The sequence below is a fragment of the Bradyrhizobium neotropicale genome (genome assembly GCF_001641695.1).
Classification (GTDB): Bacteria; Pseudomonadota; Alphaproteobacteria; order Rhizobiales; family Xanthobacteraceae; genus Bradyrhizobium; species Bradyrhizobium neotropicale.
This window is the reverse complement of the sequence record NZ_LSEF01000034.1, coordinates 125,501-150,587: the sequence shown is the minus strand read 5'-3', so window position 1 is coordinate 150,587 and position 25,087 is coordinate 125,501. Positions and strand designations below refer to the sequence as shown.

Here is a 25,087-nt window from a genome sequence, read left to right as displayed (position 1 = left end):
GGCCGATCTCGGTAAGGTCATCTGCCGTCCCGGAGAACGGGCTCTCGTTCCGTATCGGCTCTCTCATGCCGCCGGCATTGGCCGGTGTATTCAGCGGAGACGGTCTCGTCTCGGTCCAGAGACAGGCTGAATTGAAAGACTGCGCCCCGAGGTTCATTCACGCCCGCCCATATCCGTCCCCCGTGCGCTTCGACGATCGAACGGCAAATTGATAATCCCATGCCCATGCCACCGGACTTGGTCGTGTAGAAAGCGTTGAAGATGTGCTCAAGCCTCGCCGGATCCAGTCCTGGACCCGAATCCCGCAGGCTGACGAGCACGCCATTCAACCCATCTCTGCCCGTGCTGATCAGCAACTCTCGCGCCCCCTCGCCGATGCCGCTCATTGCTTCGATGGCGTTGACGATCAAGTTGAGGACCACTTGTTGCAGTTGGACCCGATCTGCTTGAATGAGCGGCAAGCCCTCCGCGAGTTCCGTCCGCACCGAGACGCCGTTCTTCACCACTTCGGCACGGGTCAGGGCTATAACCTCAACCACCGCCTCGTTGATGTCCAAGTCCTCCTTTCGCGGAGGCGTCTTCTTCATAAGGGCCCGGATCCGGCTGATGACGTCACCGGCTCGCATGCCGTCGCTGACGATCCAACCGAGCGTCTCCCGGACCTTCTCCAGACCTGGCGGTTGAGCATCGAGCCAGTTCACCCCGGCCCCTGCGTTGGTGACAATCGCAGCGATCGGCTGTCTGATTTCATGGGCAATCGAGGCCATGAGCTGTCCCATTGTCGCGACACGGCTCGCGTGCGCGAGCTCCGCCTGCACTTCGCGATAGCGGCGTTCGCTGTCTCGTGCTTCGGCTTCCGCCTGCTTGCGTTCGGAAATATCGTTGAAAAGGATTCCGACGCGTCTGCGCTTTGGGTCTTCGACCCGGAAGGCGTAAACGTCATACCAGCGTCCGAGTTGTTTGGCTTCACTTTCAAAGCGCATCGGCTCGCCCGTCAGGGCGATCCTGCCGTAAATCTCGAACCAATGTTCTTCGTGCTGGGGCGCGATTTCGCGCATCCGTCTGCCGGCCGCATTCTTGATTCCCGTGTGCCGTTCAAACGACGGGCTGATTTGCAAGAAACGATAATCGACCGGCCTTTCGTTCTGGTCGAACAAAACTTCAATCGTGCAAAAACCCTCGTCAATCGATTCGAACAACGTGCGGTAATTCTGTTCCGACTCGCGCAATTCCGTCTCGGCGCGCTTGCGCTCGATGAACTGACCGATCTGGCTACCGATGGTAGCCAGCATATTGAGCAGCTCCTGATCGGGCTGCCTGATCTCGCGACTGAAAAACTCGATCACGCCAAAGACTTCCCTCCCGAGCAGGATCGGAAAGCCGATGGCCGCGTGCAGTCCTTCGCGTTGGGCGATGAGGCCGCGCGGAAAGTTTTGATCAGGAACGACATCGGGAACGTATTCGGGCTTAAGGCTGGACCACACCCGGCCCGGTAGTCCCACCCCCCGAACGAAGGTGAACTCAGAACCGACTCTTTCAAATTCCGGGACTTCTATCGACCCTTCATGCCAAAGCTCGACACAGCGCAGCGCCTCGGCCTCTCGGTCCACGCGCCAGAGCGTGCCCACGTCCCATCCCAGACACTCGCCCATAGCCCGCAGTATTCTCGGAGTAGCCTCCTCGATCGTGACCGCTTCCGCCAAGATCTGCGCGACCGTGTGCTGCACGCGAAGGCGTTCCTCTGCGCGCTTGCGCTCCGTCAAATTGAGCACGAATGCGACACCTTGGTTCCCGCCTTCTTCGAAAGTCGCCGCGCCGATCAGTACGGGAACACGGCTCCGGTCTTTCCGGAAATACTCCTTCTCGAACGGCTGCGAACTTCCGGTCATCTTCAACTCGGGCACCCAGCGTTGTTCGTCGCGGTCAAGCCATTCCGGCGGCGTCAGCTCCGTCCAGCGTATGCGACCAGAGACGAGAGACTCTCGGTCGTAGCCGATCATGTGGAGAAACGCGTCATTGGCCTCGATGATCCGACCGTCGAAATCCCAGATGAAGATCCCGATGATATTGGCGTCGACCAGGCGCCTGATCTTCGCTTCGCGCTCAGCGAGATCGCGGTACAAACGGTTGTTCTCCAGCGCGATCGCCGCCTGCGAGGCGAGCAACTTCAGTACCGCGATCCGGGCCGGCGCGAAGACGCGAGGAGCTAGGTTGTTCTCCAGATAGAGCACTCCGATGAGCTTGGCTTGATTGAGCAAAGGCAGGCAGAGAATCGAGCGCGCACGGTGCCGGTCGATGTACGGATCCGCGGAGAACGGGTTCTGGACCGCGGCATCGTCGAGGATCACACTCTCCTGCGTGCGCAAGGCGTAATGCAGGACCGATTCCGGCAACATTGCTGCAACGACGGCCTCCTCGCGCAGTTGCACGATGACCGCGTCGCCGCTGGTCGTGGCTTCTGCCGCGGTCCGCAGCTCGTTTCCTCGCGAAAGAATCAACAGGCCGCGCTCGGCGCCCGCCTGAGTGATCGCGGTGCGTATGAGTGTGTCGATCAGCTTGTCCAGCACGATCTCGCCTGAGACGGATTGCGACACCTTGATCACGGTCGCGAGGTCGAGGTGCTCGACCGGGGTGCCGATCGTGCCCGTCGCAGCGGGCGCCGGCACCTCCTTGCGAAGGTGCGGATACATCTCGTCGAGCTGCCGCACCTTGCCGACGGCACCCCAACGGAGATAGCCATCGCGCGCGCTTGCTAAATATACGCGCGCGAACTCTTCGAACCCGCGCACCGCGTAGAAGCGCGCGGCCAGCTCGTAGGCAAGCGCTTCGTTATGAACAAAGCCGTTTGCGCGCGCCGAGTGGATCGCCTGCTCGTATTGACGCTCGGCCTCGAGCTCCCGGCCTTCGATCCGCGCAATCTCCGCCCCTACGAGCGCGGCGCGGTTCTCGAAATTCTCCGGGCAATTCGCTGCCCAGATCTCGAGCTGTCGGTGGTGCGCGGCCAAGGGCTCCAAATGCTGCTGCCGCTCGCCGGCTGGTGCGATGTCCCACGATGAGGCGCGCGACAGCGCGCCATAGAAGTGATACTCGGCCGTTTCCGGGTGTGCCAGCGATGGCCAAGGCAGCGGTTGCGCCCGCGACGCAGCATCGACAGCAGCCGCATAGTCGCCGGCAAGAAAGCGTGCCTGCAGCTTTCGTATCCAGTACCAGCATTGGGGAAGCTCCAATGCCGGGTGACTTGACAGATGGCGCTCGAACGCACGTTCATCGAAGCTCCCATCGTCAAAGGCACCGAATTTCGTCGTTAGGCCACGCAACGTCCGGATCAGGGCGAGTTGCCCGGTGATCCAACCGACGACGAGACCAAACCGGAATTTCTGCGCAAACTCGAGACTCTTTTCCGCTTCGCTTTGCGCCTCTACGAGCGGATCGCCTGCCATGAGAAGATTGGTGTTCAGCTGGGCACAGCCGTATCCCGCATAAGTGAGATCGCCGACACGGTTTGCGATTTCGAACGAACGACGCAGGAGATCACGGCCGGTCCGGACATGTCTCGTCCAAGGCACGATGAACCCGAAAACCTCGAGCGTTCTCCCCTGGAAGCGCTTCAGCTCCGGTTTTTCGACGAGCTCACAGCCGAGGCGGCCAAATCGAAATCCGGCATCGTAGTTGCCGAAATACGGCCCGGCCAACATGGCAAGCAGCTCATAGGCGGGACACGACGCGTCGCTGTGGCCGTGCTCGAGACTGAGGTTGACGGCTCTGCAGGTTGCCAGGGTCCCCAAATGGGACGATGTAAAGAAGGCGGGCAGTGCGATCCTTATCAGGACGTCGACTGTCGCGAGCGATTCCGGATCGCTCATCAAGGGTAACTCGACGAGCTCCTCGATCGTGCGGTTCCCGAGCTGCGACCAGATGCGCTCGTATTCGCGGCGTGCTTCCTCTGCTGTCGGATGCGGGGACCAGTCGATGCCCAGGTGCTGGAGGTAGTCCAGACCCACTGCGATGGCGCGGTCGCTCTGATCGATGGTCATATACAGATCCACGCGCAAACACGCCACGGTCGCTCGCTGGACCGTCGTTGCGGCGCGCGGAGCAAGCGCAGCCAGGCGCTCGTCCGCTTCCGTCAGAGCGCCCGTCACGAACTCGCATTCGGCCCGGTGCAGCTCCAGCTCGAAGATCAGTTCGTGCCGGCGCTCCCACGGGTCTTCCGGCAGCAGCGCCGCGCCGGCGGCGAGATAGGTGAGCGCCGACGCATAGGCGGTAGAGGCCTTGGCCCGCTTGCCCGCGATCAGGTTGAGTTCGGCCAGCCGCTTGCGCTCGTCCGGTGCCGTGATCAGCGTGGCGCCCCGGTTGAGGTGATTGACAATGTCGAAGATCGCTTCCTCGCGTTTCTCGGGAGGGATGTGGGTCGCCAGCAGTCTGCCGATTCGAAGGTGCGCTTCGCCACGCAGCGCCTCCGGGATCAGCGAATATGCGGCTTCCTGAACGCGATCGTGGACGAACCGGTAGCCGCCGGCCAGGCGCTCGACAAACTCCTGGTGGACGGCCGGCTGCAGGGCCGCGTGGACGTTCTCCTCCGACGCCCCGTAGACGAGTGAAAGGGGCTTGATCTCGGCGATGTTTCCGAGACAGGCCAGGCGCTGCAATGCGTTCTGCGTTTCGATCGGCAGGCGGGCAAACTTACCGACCATAAGGTCCACGACGTTGTCGGTGTATCGCTTGGAATGAATGCGGTCGAGATCCCAGGACCAGCTCGCAGCATCATGATCGAAGGCGAGCATTCCCTCTTCGGCGAGCGAAGAAATGAACTGAACGGCAAAAAACGGATTACCCCCCGTCTTCTCATGCACCAGTTGCGCGAGCGGCGCGGCGCGCTCCGGCTCGCAGCGCAGCGCGTCCGCCATGAGTTGCCCAAGGTGTTCACGAGCGAGGGGTGCTAGCGTGATCTCAGCCACCTTTCCGCCGGCGGTCTTGATGGCGTCGAGCTTCCGCATCAACGGATGGCCGGCAGTGACTTCGTTGCTGCGATAGGCACCGATCAGCATGAGGTGCTGGAGATCCGACCGGGTCAACAGATCCTCGAGCAGATCGAGCGTCGCCGCGTCGAGCCATTGCAAGTCATCGAGAAAGAGTGCCAGGGGATGTTCCGGCCGTGCGAAGACACCGATAAGTCGTCGAAACACCAGCTGGAAGCGCCGTTGCGCGTCCTGCGCCGCAAGCTCAGGGACGGGTGGCTGTTCTCCGATGATGAGCTTTAGCTCGGGGACCACGTCGATCATGAGCCGTCCGTTCGGGCTCAGCGCCTCCTGCAGGGCGTCGCGCCAACCGCTTAGCTCGGCGTCGCTCTTGCCGAGAAGAGGCCGGACGAGGCTCTGAAAGGCCTGTGCGAGCGTCATATAGGGGATGTCGCGCCTGTACTGGTCGAACTTGCCGGACGCAAAAAGGCCGCGTCGCGGCACGAGCACCTTGTGCAGCTCATGGACGACAGAGGATTTGCCGATGCCGGAATATCCCGAGATCAGGACCAGCTCCGGCGAGCCGCTCTTGACGATGCGATCGAAGGCGGCGAGCAACGTCTCGACCTCGCGCCCTCTCCCGTACAGCCTCTCGGGGATCAACAGCCGGTCCGGCGCGTCGTGGTCGCCGAGCGCAAACGGGTCGATGCACCCCTGACGCTCCCAATCGGCCAGACAGTGCCGAAGATCACTCTCGACACTTGCGGCTGTCTGATAACGCTCCTCGGCGGCCTTGGCGAGCAGCTTCATGATGATCTGGGAGACCGCGGCCGGGACATTCTCCAACCGCTCGCTCGGTGCCACCGGCTTTCTGGCGACATGGCAGTGCACCCATTCCATGGGATCGGACGCGGCGAACGGCAGTGAGCTCGTGAGCATTTGGTACAGCGTGACACCCAGCGCGTAGAGGTCGCTGCGGGAATCGATCGAGCGGTTCATGCGTCCGGTCTGTTCGGGCGCCATGTAGGCGAGCGTCCCCGCAATCGACTCGGGCGGATCGGGTGCCTGTCGCTCGCGCGGCAGACGCGAGGCAAGGCCGAACCCGGTGAGCCGCACCTCGCCGCCCGCGCCGGTCACCATGATGTGGGCCGGCTTGAGGTCCTTGTGGATGAGACCGCGCTGGTGGAGCTGACGCAGAGCCGAAGAGATGCCGACGGCGAGGCGCAGGAAGCGTCCCACCTCCATGGGGCCGCCGAGCAGCGCGGCGAGCGGTTCGCCCCCGGAGTCCTCGAGCACCAGCGTGGTCCGCCGGCCATCACGCCTGAGGTCCAGCGGCCGCACCGCCCAGGCACTGTCCAGCTCGTCCTTCAACCCGAATTCGTGGCCGAGGCGATCGAGGCTGGCGGGCGTTGGGTGCTCGGCGGCAGGCCGTACGGCCAGCACGGTCTTGCGCTGGGCGTCGGCGTCCAGCCTCCATTCCCGGCAGACGACGCGTTCGCTGTCCTGCCACAACACAAGGAGGCCGCTGTTCCCACCAGCGCCGAACTTGGATGATGGGTTCATATATTGAAGTTTATCACTCACGAACCGGCATGACGATGTCCTTTCTCGCCCACGAAGTCGGTCAGCTCCCTGCGGGTGGTGTCGCGCGCGAAGTAGAACAGCGGCGCCAGCAGGAAGAACGAGAACGCGAGCAGCGGCAGGCCGGCCGCAATCGAGTGCCCGGTCGCGATCCAGCCCACGATCGCGGGCGCGGTCGAGCCCGCGGCCGCGCCGAAAGCGAAAGCCGCGCCGACCGCGGTGCCGCGGATCTGGGTCGGGAACAGCTCGGTGGTATAGCCGAGCCCGCTGCCGAAGCTGCCGGTGATCAGGAAGTTCGCGACGAGGCCGACCCAGAACAGCGACGTGGGATCGCTGATGGAGCCGAGCACCACCAGCAGGATGGAGGACGGAATGACGAAGGCCGGGATTACATGGCGACGCCCGAAATGATCGGAGAGCGCACCACAAACCCAGTACGCGAAGATGGCGACGAACATCCAGATCGTGAGATAGGTTGCGGCGGTCTCGAAGCCGAGATGCTTCTCGTTGGCAAGGAACAGCGGCATCCAGGCCGCCCAGCCGAACCAGGTGAAGAGATAGAAGAAAACGCAGAGGGAGGCGATCAGCATCTCACGCGGACATTGCCTGACCGGTGACCAGAGATCGAAGCGCTTCCTCAGCCCCTCCTTCAGCATCGCCGCGGTGACGCGCTCGTAGCGTGGGCTTTCCTTGATGACGATCCTGATCCACAGCACCAGCAACGCCGGCAGCACGCCGAGGAAATAGAGCGAGCGCCAGCCCCACAGCGGCACCGCGATCAGCGCAATCCCTGAGCACAGCATGTAGCCGAGCGGATAGCCGCCGACCAGCCCGCCGAGCGCGGTGGCGCGCCATTTGGTCGGCGCCGTCTCGCCAACCATGACCATGCCGACCGGCTCTTCTCCCGATAGGGCAATCCGCGTGAGTGCGCTGAAAATCAGCAAGGACACCCAGCCGGTGGCAAAGCCGGTGAGCCCCGAGAAGACGCAGTAGCCCAAGATGGCGAGGATCAGGATCGGCTTGCGGCCGTAGAGATCAGCGAGCGCCGGAAAGACAAGGGTGCCGATCAACCCGACCCAGCGCGCGATTGTGGTGACAATGCCGATCGTCGCCGGAGCGATCCCCCACTCCATGATGATGAGAGGCGTCACCAGTTGCAGGATGGTCTGCTCGTAGACGTCGAACGCCCAGCCGGCAATGCAGATCGTCAGCACCGTGGCATTGTAGCGGGTCCACTGGTCGGCCCCTGGCGCGCTTGCCGGACCAGCAACGGATGCTGTCATTGCCAGCGTCTCCCGGTTGCGCTGATCGCTGCTTTTTTGATCCGGTGTGCAACTCTGGCCGGGCGATGACTCCGGCCGAGTCCTCCCGCGATGAGACTGCGCCGTTGTGTCGGGACGGTCAACGGAGATAAGCGCGTGGCTACTGTCCCGATCGCACGTCGGCGATCGCTGTGATCCGTAGCTGGAACCGAAGCAACAACCGCCCGCCGCAAACCTTGTTCGACAAGATTGGGACGCCCATCTCGTGATGCGGCGCCGATGGCCGCGATCAGGAGGTAATCGAGTAAAACGGTCGCAATCCGTGCATGGCGATGCCGCAGTGCATGCGTCCGGTTGTGGCCCAGGCTGTGTGATAACGCTTTGTCGACGGGCGGGTTGAGGCCCAGCCCCCGGTTTCGCGGCTGGATTTGGCTGCCAAAGAACAACCAGAGGGTTCTGAACGCCGAGGTGCCGGTGCAGATCCCCCTTACGTTTGCATCGCCTCCAGCAGTGGTCTGCAGCCCAGAATCGCTATTACGCGTTTCATGTTGTAGGCGAGCACATTCAGCGCCATCTCGGTGGCTACCTTGTGTCGTCCCCGCATCAGGAAGTGTGTCGCACCCATCCAGTCCTTTAAGGTCCCGAACGGATGCTCTACCGTCTTCCGGCGTAAAGTCATCTTGTTGGGGTCTTGGTCGAGCCGCTGCTGAACCCTCTCCAGCACAGCCTCGTGCTCCCACCGGGAGATGCGTCGCTGAGGACCAGTCGTGCACTGAGCTTTGAGCGCGCAGCTCTGACAAGCGTTCGTCCAGTAACGGCGCAGCATCTTACCATCTTCCTGGTTGGTGAAGCGATGCGTCAGCCGTTCACCGGCAGGGCAGCGATAGACATCCTCCGCTGCAACATAGATGAAGTCCTGCTTGCCAAAACGGCCGGCGGCTTTGGCACCTGAGGTCAGCGGTTTCGGCAATGTGACTGTGATACCGGCCTCCTCACAGGCACGAAGCTCTTCGCCCTCGTAGTAGCCGCGGTCAGCAACGACATCGAGCGTCTCGACAGCCATCTCGGCGCGAGCCTGCTCGGCCATGTTGACGAGTTGGTGGCGATCGCTGCCCACGTTGGTCACATCGTGAGCCACAATGAGATGATGCTGCGTATCAACCGCAATTTGCACGTTGTAGCCAACGATGCCGGTGTCTTTGCCACTTGTCGCCATCGAGCGGGCGTCAGGATCGGAGAGCGAGATCTGCTTGTCCTCGCTCTTCATCATCTCCGCGTTGATCGCGTTGAGTCGGCCGATCTCGTCCTTGAGCTTCTCGATCTTGCCTTTCAGCCGATCAACCTTCGCCTCCGGCACCGCATCGCCATGCCGATCGGCGGTTTCAAGCTGAGAGAGATAGCGGGTGATGCTCTCATCGATCCGCTCAAAACGCCTCTTCATCTTGGCCTCGGTGAAGTTCTTGTCCCGTGCGTTCACAGCCTTGAACTTTGATCCGTCAATGGCAACGCTCGCTTCGCTAAACAGATCAAGCTTGCGGCACAGCGCGACGAACTCGCGACAGACCTCACGAATGGCCTTTCCATTGTCCTTGCGGAAGTCCGCAATGGTCTTGAAGTCCGGCGCCAGCTGCCCAGTCAGCCAGATCATCTCGATGTTGCGCTGGCATTCCCGCTCCAGGCGCCGGCTCGATGGAATCCGATTAAGATAGCCGTAGATGTAAAGCTTGAGCATCGTACCGGGGTGATAGCTGGGTCGGCCGGTGTCGAGTGGCTGGACACCGACGAACCCGAGCTTATCGAGATCGAGGCCGTCGACGAACACGTCGACCGCTCGCACCGGGTTGTCCTCGGTCACATAATCATCGAGCGACGCTGGAAATAAGGTGCTCTGTCCACGAACCACCCCTTCAACAAAGCGCTTCATCGGCTGCCCCGCAAATCGCAGGGAATCTTAACCCGCGAATCACAGCAAACAGAGCGTTTTCACACAGCCTGGGCCCAAGGCCGACATGCAGACCTATCGGCTTCAACGTCGCTTTCTAATAGCAAAGCGGACGCGATGAATTTTTGAGTACGCGCTCTAGGCCCGACGCATCAGCTTCAGCGAAGCGGCAAGCCGCAGGCTGCGCTTTCCTGCGAGCGCGACACCTTCGAGCTCACCGCTGTCCGCCGTGCAGCTTCCGGAGAAGCCGATCCCGACCTCATAGCCGCCGAACACGGGGTTCTCGCCCTTCGCCGGCGTGTGCTCCTGGTTCAGCATCTCGCCCTTCCAGCGGCCGTCCGCCGACGAGTAGGAGCCGAGATAGTAGAAGAACGCATCGCCGCCGAGGATGCGGCCGTCCATCAGCAGCATGACGCCGGACAGCCCGGCATCGACGCCGTCGAGCGCGTCCAGATGGATCGCATAAAGTCCGTTCAGGATGCCGCCCGGACCGATCGTGCCGCGCGGCGGCAACCCCTCGTCGTCAAGCCGGGTAAGATTGGCCCAGAACATCGCGCTGGGCATCGAGGCGGCGTTGCCTTCGAAGCGAATCTGGTTGCCGCTCGAGCGGCCACGCACGCTGATGCTGACGACGTCGGCGCCGAGAAACGGCTTGTAGTGAGGATCGTCATTGTGGCGCTCGGTGATCACCTCCGCGATGATCTCGCCGTCCCGCTCCTGATACGTGCCGAGATGCGCGAAGGCCGAATTGCCGCCCAGCAGCTTGCCGTCATGCATGCACATGATGCTGCGCCCGGCCGCATCATTGATGCCGTATTCAACCTTGTAGAGTCCGTCCAGCAATGAAATGAACCCGCAAATGCAATATCTAATCGGCGGCTACCTAGCATTGCCGGCGCGCCTTGACCATCGGGCTTTTTCGCGCAGGGACCGGTGGTGGGCCTTCCGCTGCGATGATGCCATCATGCCGGTGTTTTGCCCGACGCGTCAACGAATTTCGTCAAATCCGCAACTCGCCATTCCGGTCCCCGGCTACTTTGCATGGGGTTGTTTTCGATATTTTTGTTGCAGGTCCGGGACTGCGTTCGTCACCCGCTAGTGCCGCTTGAAATATTGCACCTCGCGCTCGTGCTTTTCGGCCGCGGCGCGGCTCTTGAAGGTGCCGAGATTGCGGCGCTTGCCGGTCTTGGGATTCACTTTGCGAGAATAGAGGCGATATTCGCCGGATGCCAGTTTGCGGATCATGATCCGCGCCTTTCGTTGGTCAAGGAGTCAACGGCGGGCTTGCGGGCGCAGTTCCCCGGGGAATCGTATGAAGTGAGCTAGAAGCACAGCGTGGTGACGAGCTTGCCCTGCTTGTCCTTGATCGCGTAGGGGCAGCGCAGCCGCTCCAGCGCCTTCTTGGCATCTTCGTCGCCGAGCGCGGCGGCGCGCTCGTAATAGGCTTTCGCGGCATCCTTGTCCTTCGGACCGCCACGTCCCTCCTGGGCGAACGCGCCCATCCGCTCCAGCGCGCCCGGATGGTTTTGCGCGGCCGCTTTCTCGAACAAGGCACGCGCGGCGACGTCGTCCTTCTCGCCGCCATTGCCGCTCGCAAGCATCAGCCCGAGCTGGTACTGCGCCTCGGCATTGGTCTCGGCCGCCTTGCCGAGCAGCTCGCGGGCCCGCGCGGGATCGGCGGGNCCGCCTGTGCCGCCGAGAGCCGACAGGTTGCTGACGCCGCGCGGGTTGCCGGCCTGCGCCGCCTTCTCCAGCAGCTTTCGCGCCTGTGCCTCGTCCTTCGCGACGCCTGAGCCGGTCGCATAGAGCACGCCGAGCTCGACCATGGCCGCGCTCGATCCCTTGTCCGCCGCCTTGCGCCAGGCGGCGATGGCGTCCGTCATCTGCCGGTTAGCCGCGTAGGCGCGCCCGAGCTCGAACATCGCGCGCCGTGACGACGGCGCGGCCTGCTTGCAGAACTTGATGGCGGTGGCGATATCGGCGGCTGCCAGCTCGCTCACGCCCTTCACATCGGCCGGCTTGTCGGGATCGCTGGGATCGGCGGCGAGCCGATCGCACAGAACGAGATCGGCCGATTGCGCATGCGCCGACAAGGGCGCAGCGAGGGTGAAGAGGATGGCACAGAGACAGGACCGCATCGCCATCACGTTGCGTCCGCGCCCGGGCGAATTCAAGGCTCGAGCCCCGATTGCCGCAGGACGGGCGCGACCTCGGGCGAGGCCAGATGGTGCAGCAAGCGGTCGGCGGCCGCGGCATGTTTCGCATTTGCCATGCGGCCGGCGGAGAACACGGCCGGCGTTTGCAGGGCGTGCGGGATCGGTCCCACCACCTCGATGCCGTCGATCTGCTTCAGCTCGCTGATCTGCTGCACGGCGAGATCGGCTTCGCCAGTCACGAGCCGCTCTGCCGTAAAGCCCTGCTGCACGATGGTTGCCCTGGCATTGATCTCGGCGGCAATTCCCATTCGCTCGATGAGCTCCGCGAAGTAGATTCCGCTCGCACCCAGCCGCGAATAGGCAACCGATCGCGCGGCGAGCAATGTCTGGCGCAACGCGCCTTCGCCGGCGATGTCGGGATGCGCGTGCCCTGCCCTGACGGCGATGCCGACATAGGAGCGCGCCAGGTCGATGGCGCTGTCCGCAATAACGCGGCCTTCGCCGATCACCTCGTCGAGCCCCTCGCGCGTGAGGATCACGAGATCGGCGGCTTCGCCCTCGCGAAGCCGCTTGAGCAATGCCTGGGTCGGCGCGAAATCGGCGTCGATCCGGATATCTGTTGCCGCTTCAAAGGCGGACGACAGCTGACGCATCGCCCCTAGCAGACCGAGCGTAGAGAGCATACGAACGGCATTTTCCATGTGCGATTCCGAGATCATGATCAGGCGCGGTGCATCAGCTTGAGCGCGGCGGTCAGGCGCAGGCTACGCTTGCCGGCAAACGCCGTTGCCTCCAGCACCGCCTGCTCGCCGTCATAGGTGCCGGAGAAGCCGATGCCGACCTCATGACCGCCGAAGATCGGATCGTCCTTGGCTGGCGTATGCTCCTGGTTGAGGATCTGGCCTTTCCAGCGGCCCTTCGCCGCGGTGTAGCTGCCGACGTAATAGAACGATGCGTCGCCGCCGAGGATGCGGCCCTGGTTGAGCAGCATCACGCCCGTGAGACCACCGTCGACGCCATCCAGCATCCGCAAGTGAACCGAATAGAGGCCGTCGACGATGCCGCCCTCACCGACGCCGCCGGCGATCGGCACCTCGTCCTCCGTGATCGGCGTCATCACCGACTGGAAGGGCACGCCGGGCAGCTCCTTCAGCTCGCCCTTGAAGCGGTAGAGATCGCCGTCCGGCGTCCCCTTCGCAATCAAGGTCGCATCATCGGTGCCGGCCATCGCGCGGTAATTCGGATCGGGGTTGTGGCGGACGGTCTTGATCACGACGTCGACGCCGCCGGCGGTCTTCTCGTAGGTGCCGATATGGGCGAAGGCCGAATTGCCGCCGAGCATCTTGCCGTTGCCAGCATGCATCACGCTCCGGCCGACCGCGTCGCCAAGCTGAAATCGCACCTTGTAGAAACCTTCAAACACCAGCCGTGTCCCCGGCCCGCATCCCGCGTGCAGTCTATCCCGCTTTCATCGGCGATGGAGAGATTTCGCACCCTCATCGCGAGGCAGACCACAGCAAGGCCGTCATCAAAATGCAAAATCCGCCAGAGCCTTTCGGCTCTGGCGGATTGAAAGCCAACCCGGGCCAGCCCCAGCCCGGGCCGGGAGGATCTTAGGCCGCGGCCTTCTTGTCGGTCGGCACGGACGAGATCGTCTTCAGGATCTGCGAAGCGATCTGGTATGGGTCGCCCTGCGAGTTCGGACGGCGGTCTTCCAGATAGCCCTTGTAGCCGTTGTTGACGAAGGAGTGCGGAACGCGGATCGAGGCACCGCGGTCGGCCACGCCATAGCTGAATTTGTTCCAGGGCGCGGTCTCGTGCTTGCCGGTCAGACGCTTGTCATTGTCCGGGCCGTAGACGGCGATGTGGTCCATCAGGTTCTTCTCGAACGCGCCCATCAGCGCCTCGAAGTACTCCTTGCCGCCGACTTCGCGCATATAGGCGGTCGAGAAGTTGGCATGCATGCCCGAGCCGTTCCAGTCGGTGTCGCCGAGCGGCTTGCAGTGGAATTCGATGTCGATGCCGTACTTCTCGGTGAGGCGCAGCATCAGGTAACGGGCCATCCACATCTGGTCGGCAGCGGTCTTGGAGCCCTTGCCGAAGATCTGGAATTCCCACTGGCCCTTCGCGACTTCCGCGTTGATGCCTTCATGGTTGATGCCGGCCGTGAGGCAGAGGTCGAGATGCTCTTCGACGATCTTGCGCGCGACGTCGCCGACGTTCGAATAGCCGACGCCGGTGTAGTACGGACCCTGCGGCGCCGGATAGCCAGCGGTCGGGAAGCCGAGCGGACGGCCGTCCTTGTAGAAGAAGTATTCCTGCTCGAAGCCGAACCAGGCGCCGGCGTCATCGAGGATGGTGGCGCGCTTGTTGGACGGATGCGGGGTCTTGCCATCGGGCATCATGACTTCGCACATCACGAGGACGCCGTTGGTGCGGGCGCCGTCCGGGAAAACCGCGACCGGCTTCAGCACGCAGTCCGAGCTGTGGCCTTCGGCCTGTTGCGTGGAGGAGCCATCGAAGCCCCAGAGCGGAAGCTGCTCGAGCGTCGGGAACGACGCGAATTCCTTGATCTGAGTCTTGCCGCGCAAATTCGGAGTCGGCGTATATCCGTCGAGCCAGATGTACTCGAGCTTGTACTTGGTCATTGAGCCTCTCTGTAGATGATGCGAAAGGTGGGAACCGGGAGTTCCCGCACGTTTACCCGGCCATCATCGGCCGGCGCTTTACAAGCATTTAACGTGCCAAAGGGTCGCAGTGCTGACCTTTATCCACCGGTCACGGTCCGCGCCGGCGGGCCGGCCAGTGGTCCACAGGGACATGCGTCATAGCAGCGCACCTTTCCGTGAAGCTGCACTGCAAAAATCCCGCGGAAAACGCTTGATTCTGATGCAGCCGGGCGCCGCAGCGCCGTTGTCGATGAAACGCGCAGCACTGTCCCGCAATTTTTGCAAAGCCGTCACCCCGGCGCTCGCAACCTTCGCAATGGCCCGCGCGTTAGTCACCCGCCTGATGCCTTGGAGGAAGCAAAATACGGGCTGCCCAACGAATGAGCAGTCAATGATGTGCTTTTGAGCACTTTGCATTTCCGAATGCTCGGCCAATATCGAGATTCCAGTAACCACAATCGAAGGAGTCGGGCGCAGCATGGAGGCCAAGCGCTTCGACCAAGGAGATATCGAATGATTGACAATGGTCTGAGTCAGGGATCTGCAAAGATCTACCAATTCCCCGTCGGGGGCCGCACGGCCCTCGGGGGACGCCGCTATGGCGAGACCCGCCTTCCCGAACAGGTCGCAGCTCCCGTGAACGAGACGATCTGCAGCGGAAGCTGGTACCATCAGGAGGCGATCGACGAAGCCAAGCCAAAATGGGATCGCTGATGCCCGCGTTTGGTTCGGTACCGCCGCGCTCTCGCAAGCTCAGGCGGCAAGTTGAAAAAGGGTCGAAACAACTTTGTTTCGACCCTTTTTGATTCCCGGTTGGAATACGGGCTCAGATCGCCGCACAGGCGGTGACAGGCCGCTTGAGGTGATTGACCGTTGTCGCGCCCGTCCTGCCGATCTTCAGCGTGATGCCCGCCCCTGAATAGCGTGTGCCCGAGACCGTCAGCCGCTTGGCGAGCGTGATGGGCTCGCCGTCGATCTGGAGAAAGGCGCGCTTGTCGTAGTCATAAAACCCCACGATGAACTGCGTACCATCGGCACAACGATAGGTCTGGAATGTCTGCGCGCCTGCCGGCAGCGCCTGGAAAGTTCCTCCCGCCATTGCTGCGAAAGCCAAAATAATGGCCTTGTGCCTCTCCATGATCGCCCCCTGTAATAGACTTCAAGAAAAAATCCCGAAGGTGCCCGCTACGCGCGTCCGCCGGCAACATAGCCCAAGCTGATCCCATGTCAGACTCCCATACCCGTCACCTCAACCTGCAAGGCGCCAGCAATTTTCGCGATCTCGGCGGCTATCCGACCGCCGACGGCCGCACCACGCGCTGGCGGCATCTCTTCCGCTCCAACCATCTCGGCCTGCTCACGACCGCCGACGTCGAGATCGTCCGCGCGCTGCGCGTCAGAAGCGCGTTCGATTTTCGCGGGGTGGAGGAGCGCGCGGCCGGCGTCTGCGTCGTCGACGAGATCACCGTGCACTCGCTGCCGATCGAACCCACCGTGGTGGCCTCGCTGCGCGCCGAGCTCGCGCGGGGCACGCTGACCGCGCCGGTTGCGCTCGAGATCATGCGCGAGTCCTATCGCAACTATGTCCGCCATAACACACACAGTTTCCGCGCGCTGTTCGGGCACCTCCTGGAAGACCGCGCGCCGCTCGTCATCCACTGCACCGCCGGCAAGGACCGCACCGGCTTTGCCAGCGCGCTGATCCTGCATGCGCTCGGCGTGGCGGACGATGTGATCGCCGGGGATTATCTGCTGACCAACCAGCTCTACCGCCGCGACGCCTCCAGCGCCGCCGATCTTCCCGCCGATGTGCTCGACGCCATCGGAAGCGTCGAGGCCTCCTATCTCGATGCGGGCTTCGAGGCCGTCCGCGCCGAATATGGCGATCTCGAAACCTATTTGCGTGACGGGCTCAAGCTCGGGACACCGGAGCGGAGCGCGCTGAAGGCACGCTATCTGCAGTCGTGATCGCCGCCAATCAGCTCGTCGCCCCAGCGGCTTTGACGATCGCTGACTTGAGGGCCAGCGACACCTGCCAGGTGCTCCAGTCGCTCTGGTGCAGCTTGTCTGGGTCAGTCGGATCCACCAATTGCTCGAACGATACGCCGTTCTGCACGTGCCAATGCCGCATCAACGCCCAGCGTTGAAACAGGTTGACCCCGGCGCGATCGGCAGCAGCGTGGATCAACTGCACCATCTTGTCCGACAGCTCGGCACGGTCATCCCAGAGCATCTTCGTCACATATTGAGGATCGATCAGAAGGACCTCGAATCCGCGATCGCGCAACTGCGCCAGGCCTTCCCCGATCTTTGCGGCAACCACGTCGACATCGTAGAGGTCATTGTGAAACACCGCGTTCGTCCCGACCTGCCAGATCACCAGCACGGGACTGTCCTGGAAAATATCGGTCTCGAAGCGCCGAAGTTCGTCGCTTGCCTCCTCTCCGCCCTTGCCCCGGTTGAGCACGTCAATCCGGATCTCGGGATGAGGGTCGGCATCCTTGTAGTGCTGCCGTAGATACATCTCGAGCCGATAAGGATAGGGAACGACATCGCCCCGTCCTGCCGTTGAGGACGATCCCATGGCCACGATCCGCACCGGTCCTTTTCCGTCCAACGCCCGCCGGAATTGCCTGAGCGGGTATTTCAGGTCGACGATCGCGGAGGGAAATTCGATGATCGGCAAATTGTCAGACATGCCAAGCCCCCTCTTTGCGATCCAAGGTTGCGATGATTCAGCCTTGAAGCGGCCGCCATTGCAAGTCCAATTCGCCTTGCGCAATAGTCTGCGCGAATGAAACGACGGAGAGTATCGTGCAGGGAAAAGTCATTGTCGTGACCGGCGCGCTCGGCGCGCTCGGAAAGGTGGTGGCCGAGGCTGCGCAGGCGCGCGGCGCGCGCATTGCCGGCATCGACTACGCCCCCTCGCAGACGCCGGCGACCGCCGACCGCATCGAAATCGGCGGCGTCGATCTGTCCGACGCGCCACAGGCGAAGACGGCCGTCGATACGGCGGCAAAGCACTTCGGCAAGCTCGACGCGCTGATCAACATCGCCGGCGGCTTCGCCTTCGAGACGGTCGGCGACGGGGACGTCAAGACATGGCAGCGCATGTATGCGCTCAACGTGCTGACCGCGCTCAATACCTCGCGCGCGGCGCTGCCGCATCTGGCCGCATCGAAGGCCGGTCGCATCGTCAACATCGGCGCGATGGGCGCGCTCCAGGCCGGCGGCGGCATGGGCCCCTACGCGGCCTCCAAAGCCGGCGTGCATCGCCTCACCGAGGCGCTGGCCAACGAATGGAAAGGCAAGGTCACCGTGAATGCGGTGCTACCTTCGATCATCGACACCAAGGCCAATCGCGCCGACATGCCGAAGGCGGATTTCTCAAAATGGGTGACGCCGCAGGAGCTCGCCGAGGTGATCCTGTTCCTCGCCAGCGACGCCGCGAGCGGTATCACCGGTGCTCTGATCCCCGTAAGCGGGCGGGTCTAGTCCGGCACCAACAGCCGCAGATTGCCCTTGAAGCGGATGCTCTGCTTGCCGGCAAGCGCAATGCCTTCGCCATAAGCGGTCACGTCGGTGTAGGTGCCGCTGAAGCCGATGGTCACGACCTTGCGGCCCCACACCGGACGCTCATCGAACGATGGCGAGTGCTCCTCGTTGGTCAGCTCGCCCTTCCACTTGCCGTCACCCGAGCTGTAGGTGCCGTAGGCGAAGAAGAATGAATCGCCGCCGCGCATGGTGCCGTCGCGCAACACCATGACGCCCTGATTGCCGCCCTGCACGCCATCCAGCATCTCGATCCGGATGTGATAGAGCCCATTCCTGATTGTCATCTTCGCAAGCGCCCGGCTGTCCCCCGTGCAGGATAGCCGCACCATCGGTTCCCGATCAAATGGCGCAGAGGGCCAAGTCCGATCCGGGCTAGACTGCCCGCAACTGATTCTCCGATCGGACACCAAGTGGAAACCGCGCTTTATCTGCCCGTCAAACGCTTCCTCGAAGAGCTCGGCTTCACGGTCAAGGGCGAAATCGGCGGCTGCGATCTCGTGGGCCTCAGCGCCGGCGATCCGCCGGTCGTGGTGATCGGCGAGCTTAAGCTCGCCTTCAATCTCGAGCTGATCCTCCAGGCCGTCGACCGCGCGCCGGCGGCCGACGAGATCTGGATCGCGGCGAAGATGTCGGCGCGCGGCAAGGGACGCGAGAGCGATGCGCGCTATCGCAATCTCTGCCGACGGCTCGGCTTCGGCATGCTTGGCGTGACCGACGGCGGTCAGGTCGAGGTGCTGGTGAAGCCACCGACGGCGGCCCCGCGCCGCGAGCCAAAGACGCGCTCCCGCCTCGTCGCCGAGCATCAGCGCCGCCAGGGCGATCCCGTGCTCGGCGGCAGCACGCGCACGCCGATCATGACGGCCTACCGGCAGCAGGCGCTCGCCTGCGCCTCCGCGCTCGCCGACGGGCCGCGGAAGGTGCGCGAGCTGCGCGAACGCTGTCCGGATGCCGGCAAGATCCTGCTGCACAATGTCTATGGCTGGTTTGAGCGCGCCGAGCGCGGGATCTACGGCCTGACGGAAGCCGGCCATGCGGCCCTGAAACGCTGGCCGCAGCAACGGGTTGAGCTCGATGCCGGTGTCGCGTCACCGCCCTGACATCGGATCGATGCAAGCCGTGAATAGCTGACTTGCCACAGCAAATTCATATTGCAATGCAACATAGGCAGCACTAGGTATCCCGGGATCGAAACGAGGCCCCCATGAGCGTAGACTGGAATACCAAATATGGCACGCGGCGCGTCCGCCACGATCCGCCGACCCTGGACGAGGCGATTTTCGCCGCCGTCGGCATCACCGACGATCATGACCAGCAGGCCGAGATCGCTGCCGCGCTGATCGGGATGCCGCTCGACGTCGTGCAGGCCGAAGTCAAGAAGCAGGCACGCACCAACACCCGCGTTTCGGCGACCCGCGTGATCGCCGGCGAACAGGGCGCACAGCGCTCGATCGTGGTCGAACGCCGCGTCGTGCGCCGCTTCGGCAACGACAAGCGCACCGGCACCTGAGCGCTTTTTCGTCGACCCAAATATGAAAGCGGACCGGTTTTGCCGGTCCGCTTTTTGATTCTGCGCAGCAGCCTTTAGGCTGCGCGATTGCCGTACATGCTGGAAATCAGCTTCCAGCAGGTCGAGTTGAAGCTGAGAATGGCGCGGCCGGCCGTGAACGGCGCTGCCGCAAGATCCGCCAGTTCAGCTTCGGGCGGCTTGGTGAGATCGATCGTGCCGGTCGATTCGCCATGGCGGAATTGCAGATGGGCGCCGAACTTGTTCGCAAGGCCCCGCATCGCGTGATTCTCGGCACCCGTGGTGATGCGCAGGCGTGTGTAAGCCTTCCAGCGCGCCTCCGCGATCAGGCGGCGGAACAGCACCGTGCCGACGCCCTGGCGGCGCGCGGAGGCTTCCACGCTGAAAGCGACCTCGGGCAACGAATCGCCTTCCGGCGGATGCAGCTCAGCCGCACCACGGACCACGCCGTCGACGATATAGGCGACGATCACGGTGCCGTCCTCGGCACAGCGGGCGGCATACCGCTCGATAAAGCTGTCGTCGAGAAAGCCGTTGAAACGGTCGTACCGGCTTTCGGCGTCGAGCCTCAGCAGGTGATCGCGCAGGAGCGGCAGCTCTTCCTGCTGGATCAGGGTCCGTACATAGCCCGGAGCGGTGCGGACGGTCTCTTTTAGTGCCACGTCAAAACTCCTCTTGGTGTCCCTCGAGGAGGCGTTCGAATCCCTAGGTCCCCAATATTGTGCGTCGCAGCATCTTTTTCAAGACGGGAACCTGCCTAAGTTAGCGGCATGTAAGTGACAATTCGTTAATGAAATCAAGGCTCCGTAGTCATACGAGGACTAGCTGCGTCTGGGTCACGACAGCTACCAATTTACCGTCCTCGGTCTCCAGCCGCGTGGTCCAGACCTGGGTCCGCCGGCCCCGGTGGACGGGCGTAGCGGTGGCGATCACCGTGGTTCCCTCCTTGGCGCCGCCGATGAAGTTGGTCTTGCTCTCCAGCGTGGTGGTGCCCTTGGCGTCCTCCGGCAGGTTGATGACAGTCGCGGCCGCGCCGACGGAATCGGCCAGCGCCATCACGGCGCCCCCGTGAATGGTGTGGTGGAGCGTGCAGAGGTCCGGCCTGACCGTCATCCGTGCGACCACACGATCCTTCTCGGCCTCGACGAATTCGACGCCCTTGAGCTCGGCGAACGGCATCTTCATCGCTTTAAGTTTCTCAAGCGGCGTCATCGGACCTCCTCCCAATTCCTTGTTGTCTCAAGGTGAATGGCTTGGATCAGCAAAGCAATGACGTCCGAGGTCATGGCCCTGCTGACATCTTTGCCGGCATTTGGGCATATGCTCCTGCCATGCGCCACTTCCCGCCCCGCCGCATCGTCTGCCTGACCGAGGAAACGGTCGAAACGCTCTACCTGCTCGGCGAGCAAGATCGCATCGTCGGCGTCTCCGGTTACGCGGTGCGCCCGCCCCAAGTGCGTCGTGAGAAACCGCGGGTGTCGGCGTTCGTTTCGGCGGACATTCCAAAAATCCTGGCGCTCGAACCGGACCTCGTGCTGGCCTTCTCCGATCTCCAGGCCGGCATCGTCGCCGATCTCGTGCGCGCCGGCATTGCCGTCCACGCCTTCAACCAGCGCGACGTCGCCGGCATCCTGGCGATGATCCGCACGCTCGGGGCGCTGGTCGGCGCGGCGGAGCGCGCGGGACATCTAGCCGAGGATTTCGAACATCGCCTCGCCGCGATCGCCGCAACGCCCCGCCCCTCGCCTCGGCCAAAGGTCTATTTCGAGGAGTGGGATGATCCGCTGATCTCCGGCATCGGCTGGGTCTCCGAGCTGATCGAGATCTCCGGTGGCGAGGATGTGTTCCCGGAGTTGCGGCATCGGCAGTCCGCGAAGGACCGCATCGTCTCGGCGGAAGCTGTCCGTGAGGCCGCCCCCGAAATCATCCTCGCCTCCTGGTGCGGCAAGAAGGTCGTGCCCGCCCGCATTCGCCAGCGCGATGGCTGGGCCGAGATTCCGGCCGTGCGCGACGATCGCATTGTGGAGATCAAGTCGACGATCATCCTGCAACCCGGGCCGGCCGCGCTGACGGATGGGCTAGATGCGATTGTGAGGGCGCTGTGGGGCGAGCACGGGTGAATTGCTGCGTCGTCACCCTCGATGGCCCGTCATCCTGAGGCGCGAGCTGCACGGTGCGCAGCACCGTGCAGGGAGCCTCGAAGGATGAACGGCCCGGATGCAGCCGGGCCGTCGCCCTTCGAGGCCTCCGCTGCGCTCCGGCACCTCAGGGTGACGGTGATCGAGTTGAGCACACGGCTCCTTCCTCCTCGTCCTTGCGAGCGCAGCGAAGCAATCCAGAGTATCGCCGGGGAACGATTCTGGATTGCTTCGCTGCGCTCGCAATGACGTTGAAGCGCCCTCGTCTCACGTCACCGCGTTCACGACCTGATACTCCGGCCGCTTCCACACCTCGCCTTTGACGATCTCCTCGATGATCTCAGCCGCCTTCAGCACCTCGGCCTCGCCGATATAGAGCGGCGTAATCCCAAACCTCATGATATCCGGCGCGCGGAAATCGCCGATGACGCCGCGGGCGATCAGGGCCTGCATGGCGGCATAGCCGCCGTCGAAGGCAAAGGAGACTTGTGAGCCGCGGCGTTCGTGCACGCGCGGCGTGACGAGCTTGAGCTGCGGACAGCGGCGCTCGACCTCGGCGATCAACAAATCGCCGAGCGCCAGCGAGCGCGCACGAACGTCGGCAATATCGACGCGGTCCCAGATGTCGAGCGAGGCCTCCAGCGCTGCCATCGCCAGCACCGGCGGAGTGCCGACGCGCATGCGTTCGACGCCGCCGGCAGGCGCATAGCCGAGATCGAAGGCAAAGGGTTTTGCATGGCCCATCCAGCCGGACAGCGCGGCCCGCGCCCTGTCGGCATGACGCGGCGCGACGTAGAGGAAGGCCGGCGCGCCGGGGCCGGCGTTGAGATATTTGTAGGTGCAGCCGGCAGCGAAATCGGCGCCGCTGCCGGCGAGATCGACCGGCAACGCGCCGGCGGAATGCGCGAGGTCCCAGACGGTGACGATGCCGAGCGCATGCGCTTTTGTGGTCAGCTTCGCCATGTCGTGGCGGCGGCCGGTGCGGTAGTCGACCTCGGTGATGTAGAGCACCGCGATCTCCTCCGACAACGCGGCCTCGATCTCCTCTGGCGCGACCAGGCGCAATTGATGCCCGCGCCCCAGCGTCGCAATCAGGCCTTCGGCCATGTAGAGATCGGTCGGGAAATTGCCGGTGTCCGACAACACGACCAGGCGCTCCCGGTTCATGTCGAGCGCGGCGGCGAGCGCCTGATAGACCTTCAGCGACAGCGTATCGCCCATCATCACAGAGCCGGCCTCCGCGCCGATCAGCCGCGCGATGCGGTCGCCGACCCGGCGCGGCTGGACGTACCAGCCCGCCGTGTTCCAGGCGCGGATCAGCTCCTTGCCCCACTCGGCCGTGATGACGCGGTTGACGCGCTCGGCCACGCCAAGCGGCAGTGCGCCGAGCGAATTGCCGTCGAAATAGATCACGCCGTCAGGCAGATGGAACAGCGCCCTGGTGTCGTCATAGACGCGCAAGCGGGTTTCGGTCATGGACACCTCTAGAGAATGGTGCGGACGCGCCAGAGCTCGGGGAACAGCTCGACCTCCAGCATGCGCTTGAGGTAGCTCACGCCACCAGTGCCGCCGGTGCCACGCTTGAAGCCGATGACGCGCTCGACCGTCGTCACGTGGTTGAAGCGCCAGCGCCGAAAATAATCCTCGAAGTCGACGAGCTTTTCGGCGAGCTCGTAGAGCATCCAGTGCGTCTCCGGCGCCTCGTAGACCTCGCGCCAGGCCTGAAGTACGCCCTCGTGGAGGCTGTGGGTCTCGCGTACGTCGCGCGACAATACCGCGGCCGGTATCTTGAGGCCGCGGCGGTCGGCGAGCCGCAGCACCTCGTCATAGAGGCTCGGCGTCGCAAGCTCGGCCTCCAGGAGTTTCGTCGTCTCTGGATCATGCGCGTGCGGCTTCAGCATGGCGTGGTTGCGGTTGCCGAGCAGATATTCGATCAGCCGGTACTGACGCGACTGGAAGCCCGAGGACTGGCCGAGCTTCGAGCGGAAGCGCGTGTATTCGCTCGGCGTCATGGTGCGCAGCACATCCCAGGCGCTGTTGAGCTGCTCGAAGATGCGCGACACCCGCGCCAGCATCTTCATTGCCGGTGCCACCTCGTCCTGCGCGATCGCGCGGCGCGCGGCGCTGAGCTCGTGGATGGCGAGCCGCATCCACAATTCGGTGGTCTGATGCTGGATGATGAACAGCATCTCGTCATGCGCCTCCGACAGCGGATGCTGCGCGGTGAGGATCGCATCCAGCGCCAGATAATCGCCGTACGACATCCGCCGGGTGAAATCGGTCTCGGCGCCTTCGCTGGTGGGATCGTAATCGCTGGACGTCATGACAAGCCCCTCTCGATCATCCCTCTCGTAACTTCAGTCGAGGCCGACCAGGCGCGCGGTGATCGGCGACAACGGATCCTTCAGTCCGTCGACCACCGTGAAGTGGTTAAGCCCGGGCTCGATCGTAAGGTGCGTCGGCACATCAAAACCGGTCCAGACATTCGCCATCAGCTCGGACTGGCGGATGAACTCGGGCCGTTCGGCGCCGCCGACCCAGGCCGCAACCGGCGCATGCCCACGCGGCACATGCAGCGCCGCGCTCTCGAGCGTCGCCTCCTCCGTCGTCATCCGAAGCGTCTGGTTCATCTTCGTCTTCAGCAGCGGGCGCAGATCGTGCAGGCCGCTGATCGAGAGCGTCGCGGCGATGCGGTTGTAGACGGCAGGCTCGAGGCGGCTGTCGTCGCACAGCATGCGCGTGACGAGATGACCGCCGGCGGAATGGCCGGCAAGCCGGATCGGGCCGGAGACGAGCGAGGCCGCCTTGGCGATGGCGGCGGCGATCTCTGCGGTAATGTCGGAAATGCGCGCGGCCGGCGTCAGCGTGTAGCTCGGCAGCGCGACCGTCCAGCCGTGATGCCGTCCGCCTTCGGCGAGATCGGTCCAGTCCGACTTGTCAAAGCGCATCCAGTAGCCGCCGTGCACGAAGACGACGAGGCCCTTGCTATCGCCATCGGGCAGGATGAGATCGAGGTGCTGGCGCTGGCCGGGACCGTAGGCGATGTCGGGGCGAAAGCCGCGGAGTCCCGCACGATAAGCCGCCGCCCGCTCCGCCCACAGCGCCGGCAGCTTGTCCGAGCCCGGCACATGGGCCGAGTTGGCATAGGCATCATCCCAATCGCGCATTGTCACTCCCTGACGGACTCGGCCTGCGACTGCGCGCCAGTCTGCCACCGGCGCCGCCGGCATCCTAGTCTTTATTTTAAGCTTAAAGCATTTGGTGGCGCCCGTGTTTCGGGCAGCGGCGACGCCCAGAATCC

24 protein-coding genes and 1 pseudogene are annotated in these 25,087 nt (G+C 63.4%); 6 read left to right on the top strand and 19 right to left on the bottom strand.

Going from position 1 to position 25,087, the window contains the following annotated elements; all coding sequences use genetic code 11:
- Positions 1–17 precede the first annotated feature (17 nt).
- The 11 genes and pseudogenes from AXW67_RS10030 to AXW67_RS42690 form a co-directional block, all read right to left on the bottom strand.
- Positions 18–6,521 (bottom strand): AAA family ATPase, encoded by a 6,504-nt coding sequence (locus tag AXW67_RS10030; protein WP_082907850.1) that lies wholly within the window; start codon positions 6,519–6,521, stop codon positions 18–20.
- A gap of 17 nt (positions 6,522–6,538) precedes the next feature.
- Positions 6,539–7,822, bottom strand: coding sequence for an MFS transporter (locus AXW67_RS10025; RefSeq protein WP_063677755.1), 1,284 nt, complete (start codon positions 7,820–7,822; stop codon positions 6,539–6,541).
- Between the two features lie 466 nt (positions 7,823–8,288).
- The gene (locus tag AXW67_RS10020) at positions 8,289–9,725 is read right to left on the bottom strand and encodes an IS1182 family transposase (RefSeq protein ID WP_063677754.1); all 1,437 of its coding nucleotides are present in this window, start codon (positions 9,723–9,725) and stop codon (positions 8,289–8,291) included.
- Positions 9,726–9,881: 156 nt separating this feature from the next.
- Positions 9,882–10,586, bottom strand: coding sequence for a GrlR family regulatory protein (locus AXW67_RS10015; protein ID WP_063677753.1), 705 nt, complete (start codon positions 10,584–10,586; stop codon positions 9,882–9,884).
- A gap of 252 nt (positions 10,587–10,838) precedes the next feature.
- Complete coding sequence (locus AXW67_RS41750) at positions 10,839–10,988, bottom strand: hypothetical protein (protein ID WP_007609497.1); 150 nt, start codon at positions 10,986–10,988, stop codon at positions 10,839–10,841.
- A 77-nt stretch (positions 10,989–11,065) separates the two neighbouring features.
- Positions 11,066–11,425, bottom strand: a pseudogene (locus AXW67_RS43900) (tetratricopeptide repeat protein); the annotation flags it as partial.
- 1 nt (position 11,426) lies between these two features.
- Positions 11,427–11,881: tetratricopeptide repeat protein (locus AXW67_RS43895; protein WP_430648709.1), on the bottom strand; the 455-nt coding region annotated here is incomplete at its 3' end.
- A 32-nt stretch (positions 11,882–11,913) separates the two neighbouring features.
- Positions 11,914–12,600 carry a substrate-binding domain-containing protein gene (locus tag AXW67_RS10005; protein WP_063677787.1) on the bottom strand — a complete coding sequence of 229 codons (687 nt, stop codon included), beginning with the start codon at positions 12,598–12,600 and terminating at the stop codon, positions 11,914–11,916.
- Positions 12,601–12,620: 20 nt separating this feature from the next.
- A complete protein-coding gene (locus AXW67_RS10000; RefSeq protein ID WP_063677752.1) occupies positions 12,621–13,322 on the bottom strand; it encodes a GrlR family regulatory protein in 702 nt (233 codons plus the stop codon).
- 190 nt (positions 13,323–13,512) lie between these two features.
- Positions 13,513–14,547 (bottom strand): glutamine synthetase beta-grasp domain-containing protein, encoded by a 1,035-nt coding sequence (locus tag AXW67_RS09995; RefSeq protein WP_063677751.1) that lies wholly within the window; start codon positions 14,545–14,547, stop codon positions 13,513–13,515.
- 177 nt (positions 14,548–14,724) lie between these two features.
- Positions 14,725–15,003: a hypothetical protein gene (locus AXW67_RS42690; RefSeq protein WP_161491245.1), complete on the bottom strand. Its 279-nt coding sequence runs from the start codon at positions 15,001–15,003 to the stop codon at positions 14,725–14,727.
- Positions 15,004–15,081: 78 nt separating this feature from the next.
- Between AXW67_RS42690 and AXW67_RS09985 the strand changes: the two genes are divergently transcribed.
- The gene (locus AXW67_RS09985) at positions 15,082–15,282 is read left to right on the top strand and encodes a DUF2735 domain-containing protein (protein WP_063677749.1); all 201 of its coding nucleotides are present in this window, start codon (positions 15,082–15,084) and stop codon (positions 15,280–15,282) included.
- Positions 15,283–15,394: 112 nt separating this feature from the next.
- Here AXW67_RS09985 and AXW67_RS09980 read toward each other — a convergent pair whose 3' ends face one another.
- Positions 15,395–15,706: an MliC family protein gene (locus AXW67_RS09980; protein ID WP_063677748.1), complete on the bottom strand. Its 312-nt coding sequence runs from the start codon at positions 15,704–15,706 to the stop codon at positions 15,395–15,397.
- 86 nt (positions 15,707–15,792) lie between these two features.
- Between AXW67_RS09980 and AXW67_RS09975 the strand changes: the two genes are divergently transcribed.
- Positions 15,793–16,536 carry a tyrosine-protein phosphatase gene (locus AXW67_RS09975; RefSeq protein WP_063677747.1) on the top strand — a complete coding sequence of 248 codons (744 nt, stop codon included), beginning with the start codon at positions 15,793–15,795 and terminating at the stop codon, positions 16,534–16,536.
- A 10-nt stretch (positions 16,537–16,546) separates the two neighbouring features.
- Here the strand turns inward: AXW67_RS09975 and AXW67_RS09970 are convergent, their stop codons facing one another.
- The gene (locus tag AXW67_RS09970; RefSeq protein ID WP_063677746.1) at positions 16,547–17,266 is read right to left on the bottom strand and encodes an SGNH/GDSL hydrolase family protein; all 720 of its coding nucleotides are present in this window, start codon (positions 17,264–17,266) and stop codon (positions 16,547–16,549) included.
- 116 nt (positions 17,267–17,382) lie between these two features.
- On the opposite strand from AXW67_RS09970, the gene AXW67_RS09965 reads away from it, so the two are divergent.
- Positions 17,383–18,063 carry an SDR family oxidoreductase gene (locus tag AXW67_RS09965; protein ID WP_063677745.1) on the top strand — a complete coding sequence of 227 codons (681 nt, stop codon included), beginning with the start codon at positions 17,383–17,385 and terminating at the stop codon, positions 18,061–18,063.
- On the opposite strand, the gene AXW67_RS09960 is transcribed toward AXW67_RS09965, so the two are convergent.
- Positions 18,060–18,407 (bottom strand): GrlR family regulatory protein, encoded by a 348-nt coding sequence (locus AXW67_RS09960; protein ID WP_063677785.1) that lies wholly within the window; start codon positions 18,405–18,407, stop codon positions 18,060–18,062. The genes AXW67_RS09965 and AXW67_RS09960 overlap by 4 nt on opposite strands.
- Positions 18,408–18,533: 126 nt before the next feature.
- Here AXW67_RS09960 and AXW67_RS09955 point away from each other — a divergent pair, with 126 nt between their 5' ends.
- Both AXW67_RS09955 and AXW67_RS09950 read left to right on the top strand, forming a co-directional pair.
- Complete coding sequence (locus AXW67_RS09955) at positions 18,534–19,220, top strand: DUF2161 domain-containing phosphodiesterase (protein ID WP_063677744.1); 687 nt, start codon at positions 18,534–18,536, stop codon at positions 19,218–19,220.
- A 104-nt stretch (positions 19,221–19,324) separates the two neighbouring features.
- Positions 19,325–19,630, top strand: a complete 306-nt coding sequence (locus AXW67_RS09950) for a hypothetical protein (RefSeq protein ID WP_063677743.1) — start codon at positions 19,325–19,327, stop codon at positions 19,628–19,630.
- A gap of 74 nt (positions 19,631–19,704) precedes the next feature.
- Here the strand turns inward: AXW67_RS09950 and AXW67_RS09945 are convergent, their stop codons facing one another.
- Both AXW67_RS09945 and AXW67_RS09940 read right to left on the bottom strand, forming a co-directional pair.
- Positions 19,705–20,310 carry a GNAT family N-acetyltransferase gene (locus tag AXW67_RS09945; protein ID WP_063677742.1) on the bottom strand — a complete coding sequence of 202 codons (606 nt, stop codon included), beginning with the start codon at positions 20,308–20,310 and terminating at the stop codon, positions 19,705–19,707.
- A gap of 148 nt (positions 20,311–20,458) precedes the next feature.
- The gene (locus AXW67_RS09940) at positions 20,459–20,860 is read right to left on the bottom strand and encodes a PaaI family thioesterase (protein WP_027551377.1); all 402 of its coding nucleotides are present in this window, start codon (positions 20,858–20,860) and stop codon (positions 20,459–20,461) included.
- A gap of 119 nt (positions 20,861–20,979) precedes the next feature.
- Here AXW67_RS09940 and AXW67_RS09935 point away from each other — a divergent pair, with 119 nt between their 5' ends.
- The gene (locus AXW67_RS09935; protein ID WP_063677741.1) at positions 20,980–21,768 is read left to right on the top strand and encodes a cobalamin-binding protein; all 789 of its coding nucleotides are present in this window, start codon (positions 20,980–20,982) and stop codon (positions 21,766–21,768) included.
- Positions 21,769–22,053: 285 nt separating this feature from the next.
- Here the strand turns inward: AXW67_RS09935 and kynU are convergent, their stop codons facing one another.
- The 3 genes from kynU to AXW67_RS09920 are packed head-to-tail and all read right to left on the bottom strand — an operon-like array spanning position 22,054 to position 24,953.
- Positions 22,054–23,262, bottom strand: coding sequence for a kynureninase (gene kynU / locus AXW67_RS09930; RefSeq protein ID WP_063677740.1), 1,209 nt, complete (start codon positions 23,260–23,262; stop codon positions 22,054–22,056).
- Positions 23,263–23,270: 8 nt separating this feature from the next.
- On the bottom strand, positions 23,271–24,110 hold the full coding sequence (kynA, locus tag AXW67_RS09925) for a tryptophan 2,3-dioxygenase (protein ID WP_063677739.1): 840 nt from the start codon (positions 24,108–24,110) through the stop codon (positions 23,271–23,273).
- 33 nt (positions 24,111–24,143) lie between these two features.
- On the bottom strand, positions 24,144–24,953 hold the full coding sequence (locus AXW67_RS09920; protein ID WP_063677738.1) for an alpha/beta hydrolase: 810 nt from the start codon (positions 24,951–24,953) through the stop codon (positions 24,144–24,146).
- Positions 24,954–25,087 lie beyond the last annotated feature (134 nt).

What these genes read in the sequence shown, in the direction of transcription:
- kynU (WP_063677740.1), bottom strand. Translation starts at nt 23,262, where the DNA reads ATGACCGAAACCCGCTTGCGCGTCTATGACGACACCAGGGCGCTGTTC.
- AXW67_RS09960 (WP_063677785.1), bottom strand. Translation starts at nt 18,407, where the DNA reads ATGACAATCAGGAATGGGCTCTATCACATCCGGATCGAGATGCTGGAT.
- AXW67_RS09985 (WP_063677749.1), top strand. Translation starts at nt 15,082, where the DNA reads ATGATTGACAATGGTCTGAGTCAGGGATCTGCAAAGATCTACCAATTC.
- AXW67_RS10030 (WP_082907850.1), bottom strand. Translation starts at nt 6,521, where the DNA reads ATGAACCCATCATCCAAGTTCGGCGCTGGTGGGAACAGCGGCCTCCTT.
- AXW67_RS09950 (WP_063677743.1), top strand. Translation starts at nt 19,325, where the DNA reads ATGAGCGTAGACTGGAATACCAAATATGGCACGCGGCGCGTCCGCCAC.
- kynA (WP_063677739.1), bottom strand. Translation starts at nt 24,110, where the DNA reads ATGACGTCCAGCGATTACGATCCCACCAGCGAAGGCGCCGAGACCGAT.
- AXW67_RS09995 (WP_063677751.1), bottom strand. Translation starts at nt 14,547, where the DNA reads ATGACCAAGTACAAGCTCGAGTACATCTGGCTCGACGGATATACGCCG.
- AXW67_RS09980 (WP_063677748.1), bottom strand. Translation starts at nt 15,706, where the DNA reads ATGGAGAGGCACAAGGCCATTATTTTGGCTTTCGCAGCAATGGCGGGA.
- AXW67_RS09940 (WP_027551377.1), bottom strand. Translation starts at nt 20,860, where the DNA reads ATGACGCCGCTTGAGAAACTTAAAGCGATGAAGATGCCGTTCGCCGAG.
- AXW67_RS09920 (WP_063677738.1), bottom strand. Translation starts at nt 24,953, where the DNA reads ATGCGCGATTGGGATGATGCCTATGCCAACTCGGCCCATGTGCCGGGC.
- AXW67_RS09935 (WP_063677741.1), top strand. Translation starts at nt 20,980, where the DNA reads ATGCGCCACTTCCCGCCCCGCCGCATCGTCTGCCTGACCGAGGAAACG.
- AXW67_RS10020 (WP_063677754.1), bottom strand. Translation starts at nt 9,725, where the DNA reads ATGAAGCGCTTTGTTGAAGGGGTGGTTCGTGGACAGAGCACCTTATTT.
- AXW67_RS10005 (WP_063677787.1), bottom strand. Translation starts at nt 12,600, where the DNA reads ATGGAAAATGCCGTTCGTATGCTCTCTACGCTCGGTCTGCTAGGGGCG.
- AXW67_RS09975 (WP_063677747.1), top strand. Translation starts at nt 15,793, where the DNA reads ATGTCAGACTCCCATACCCGTCACCTCAACCTGCAAGGCGCCAGCAAT.
- AXW67_RS09970 (WP_063677746.1), bottom strand. Translation starts at nt 17,266, where the DNA reads ATGTCTGACAATTTGCCGATCATCGAATTTCCCTCCGCGATCGTCGAC.
- AXW67_RS41750 (WP_007609497.1), bottom strand. Translation starts at nt 10,988, where the DNA reads ATGATCCGCAAACTGGCATCCGGCGAATATCGCCTCTATTCTCGCAAA.
- AXW67_RS10025 (WP_063677755.1), bottom strand. Translation starts at nt 7,822, where the DNA reads ATGACAGCATCCGTTGCTGGTCCGGCAAGCGCGCCAGGGGCCGACCAG.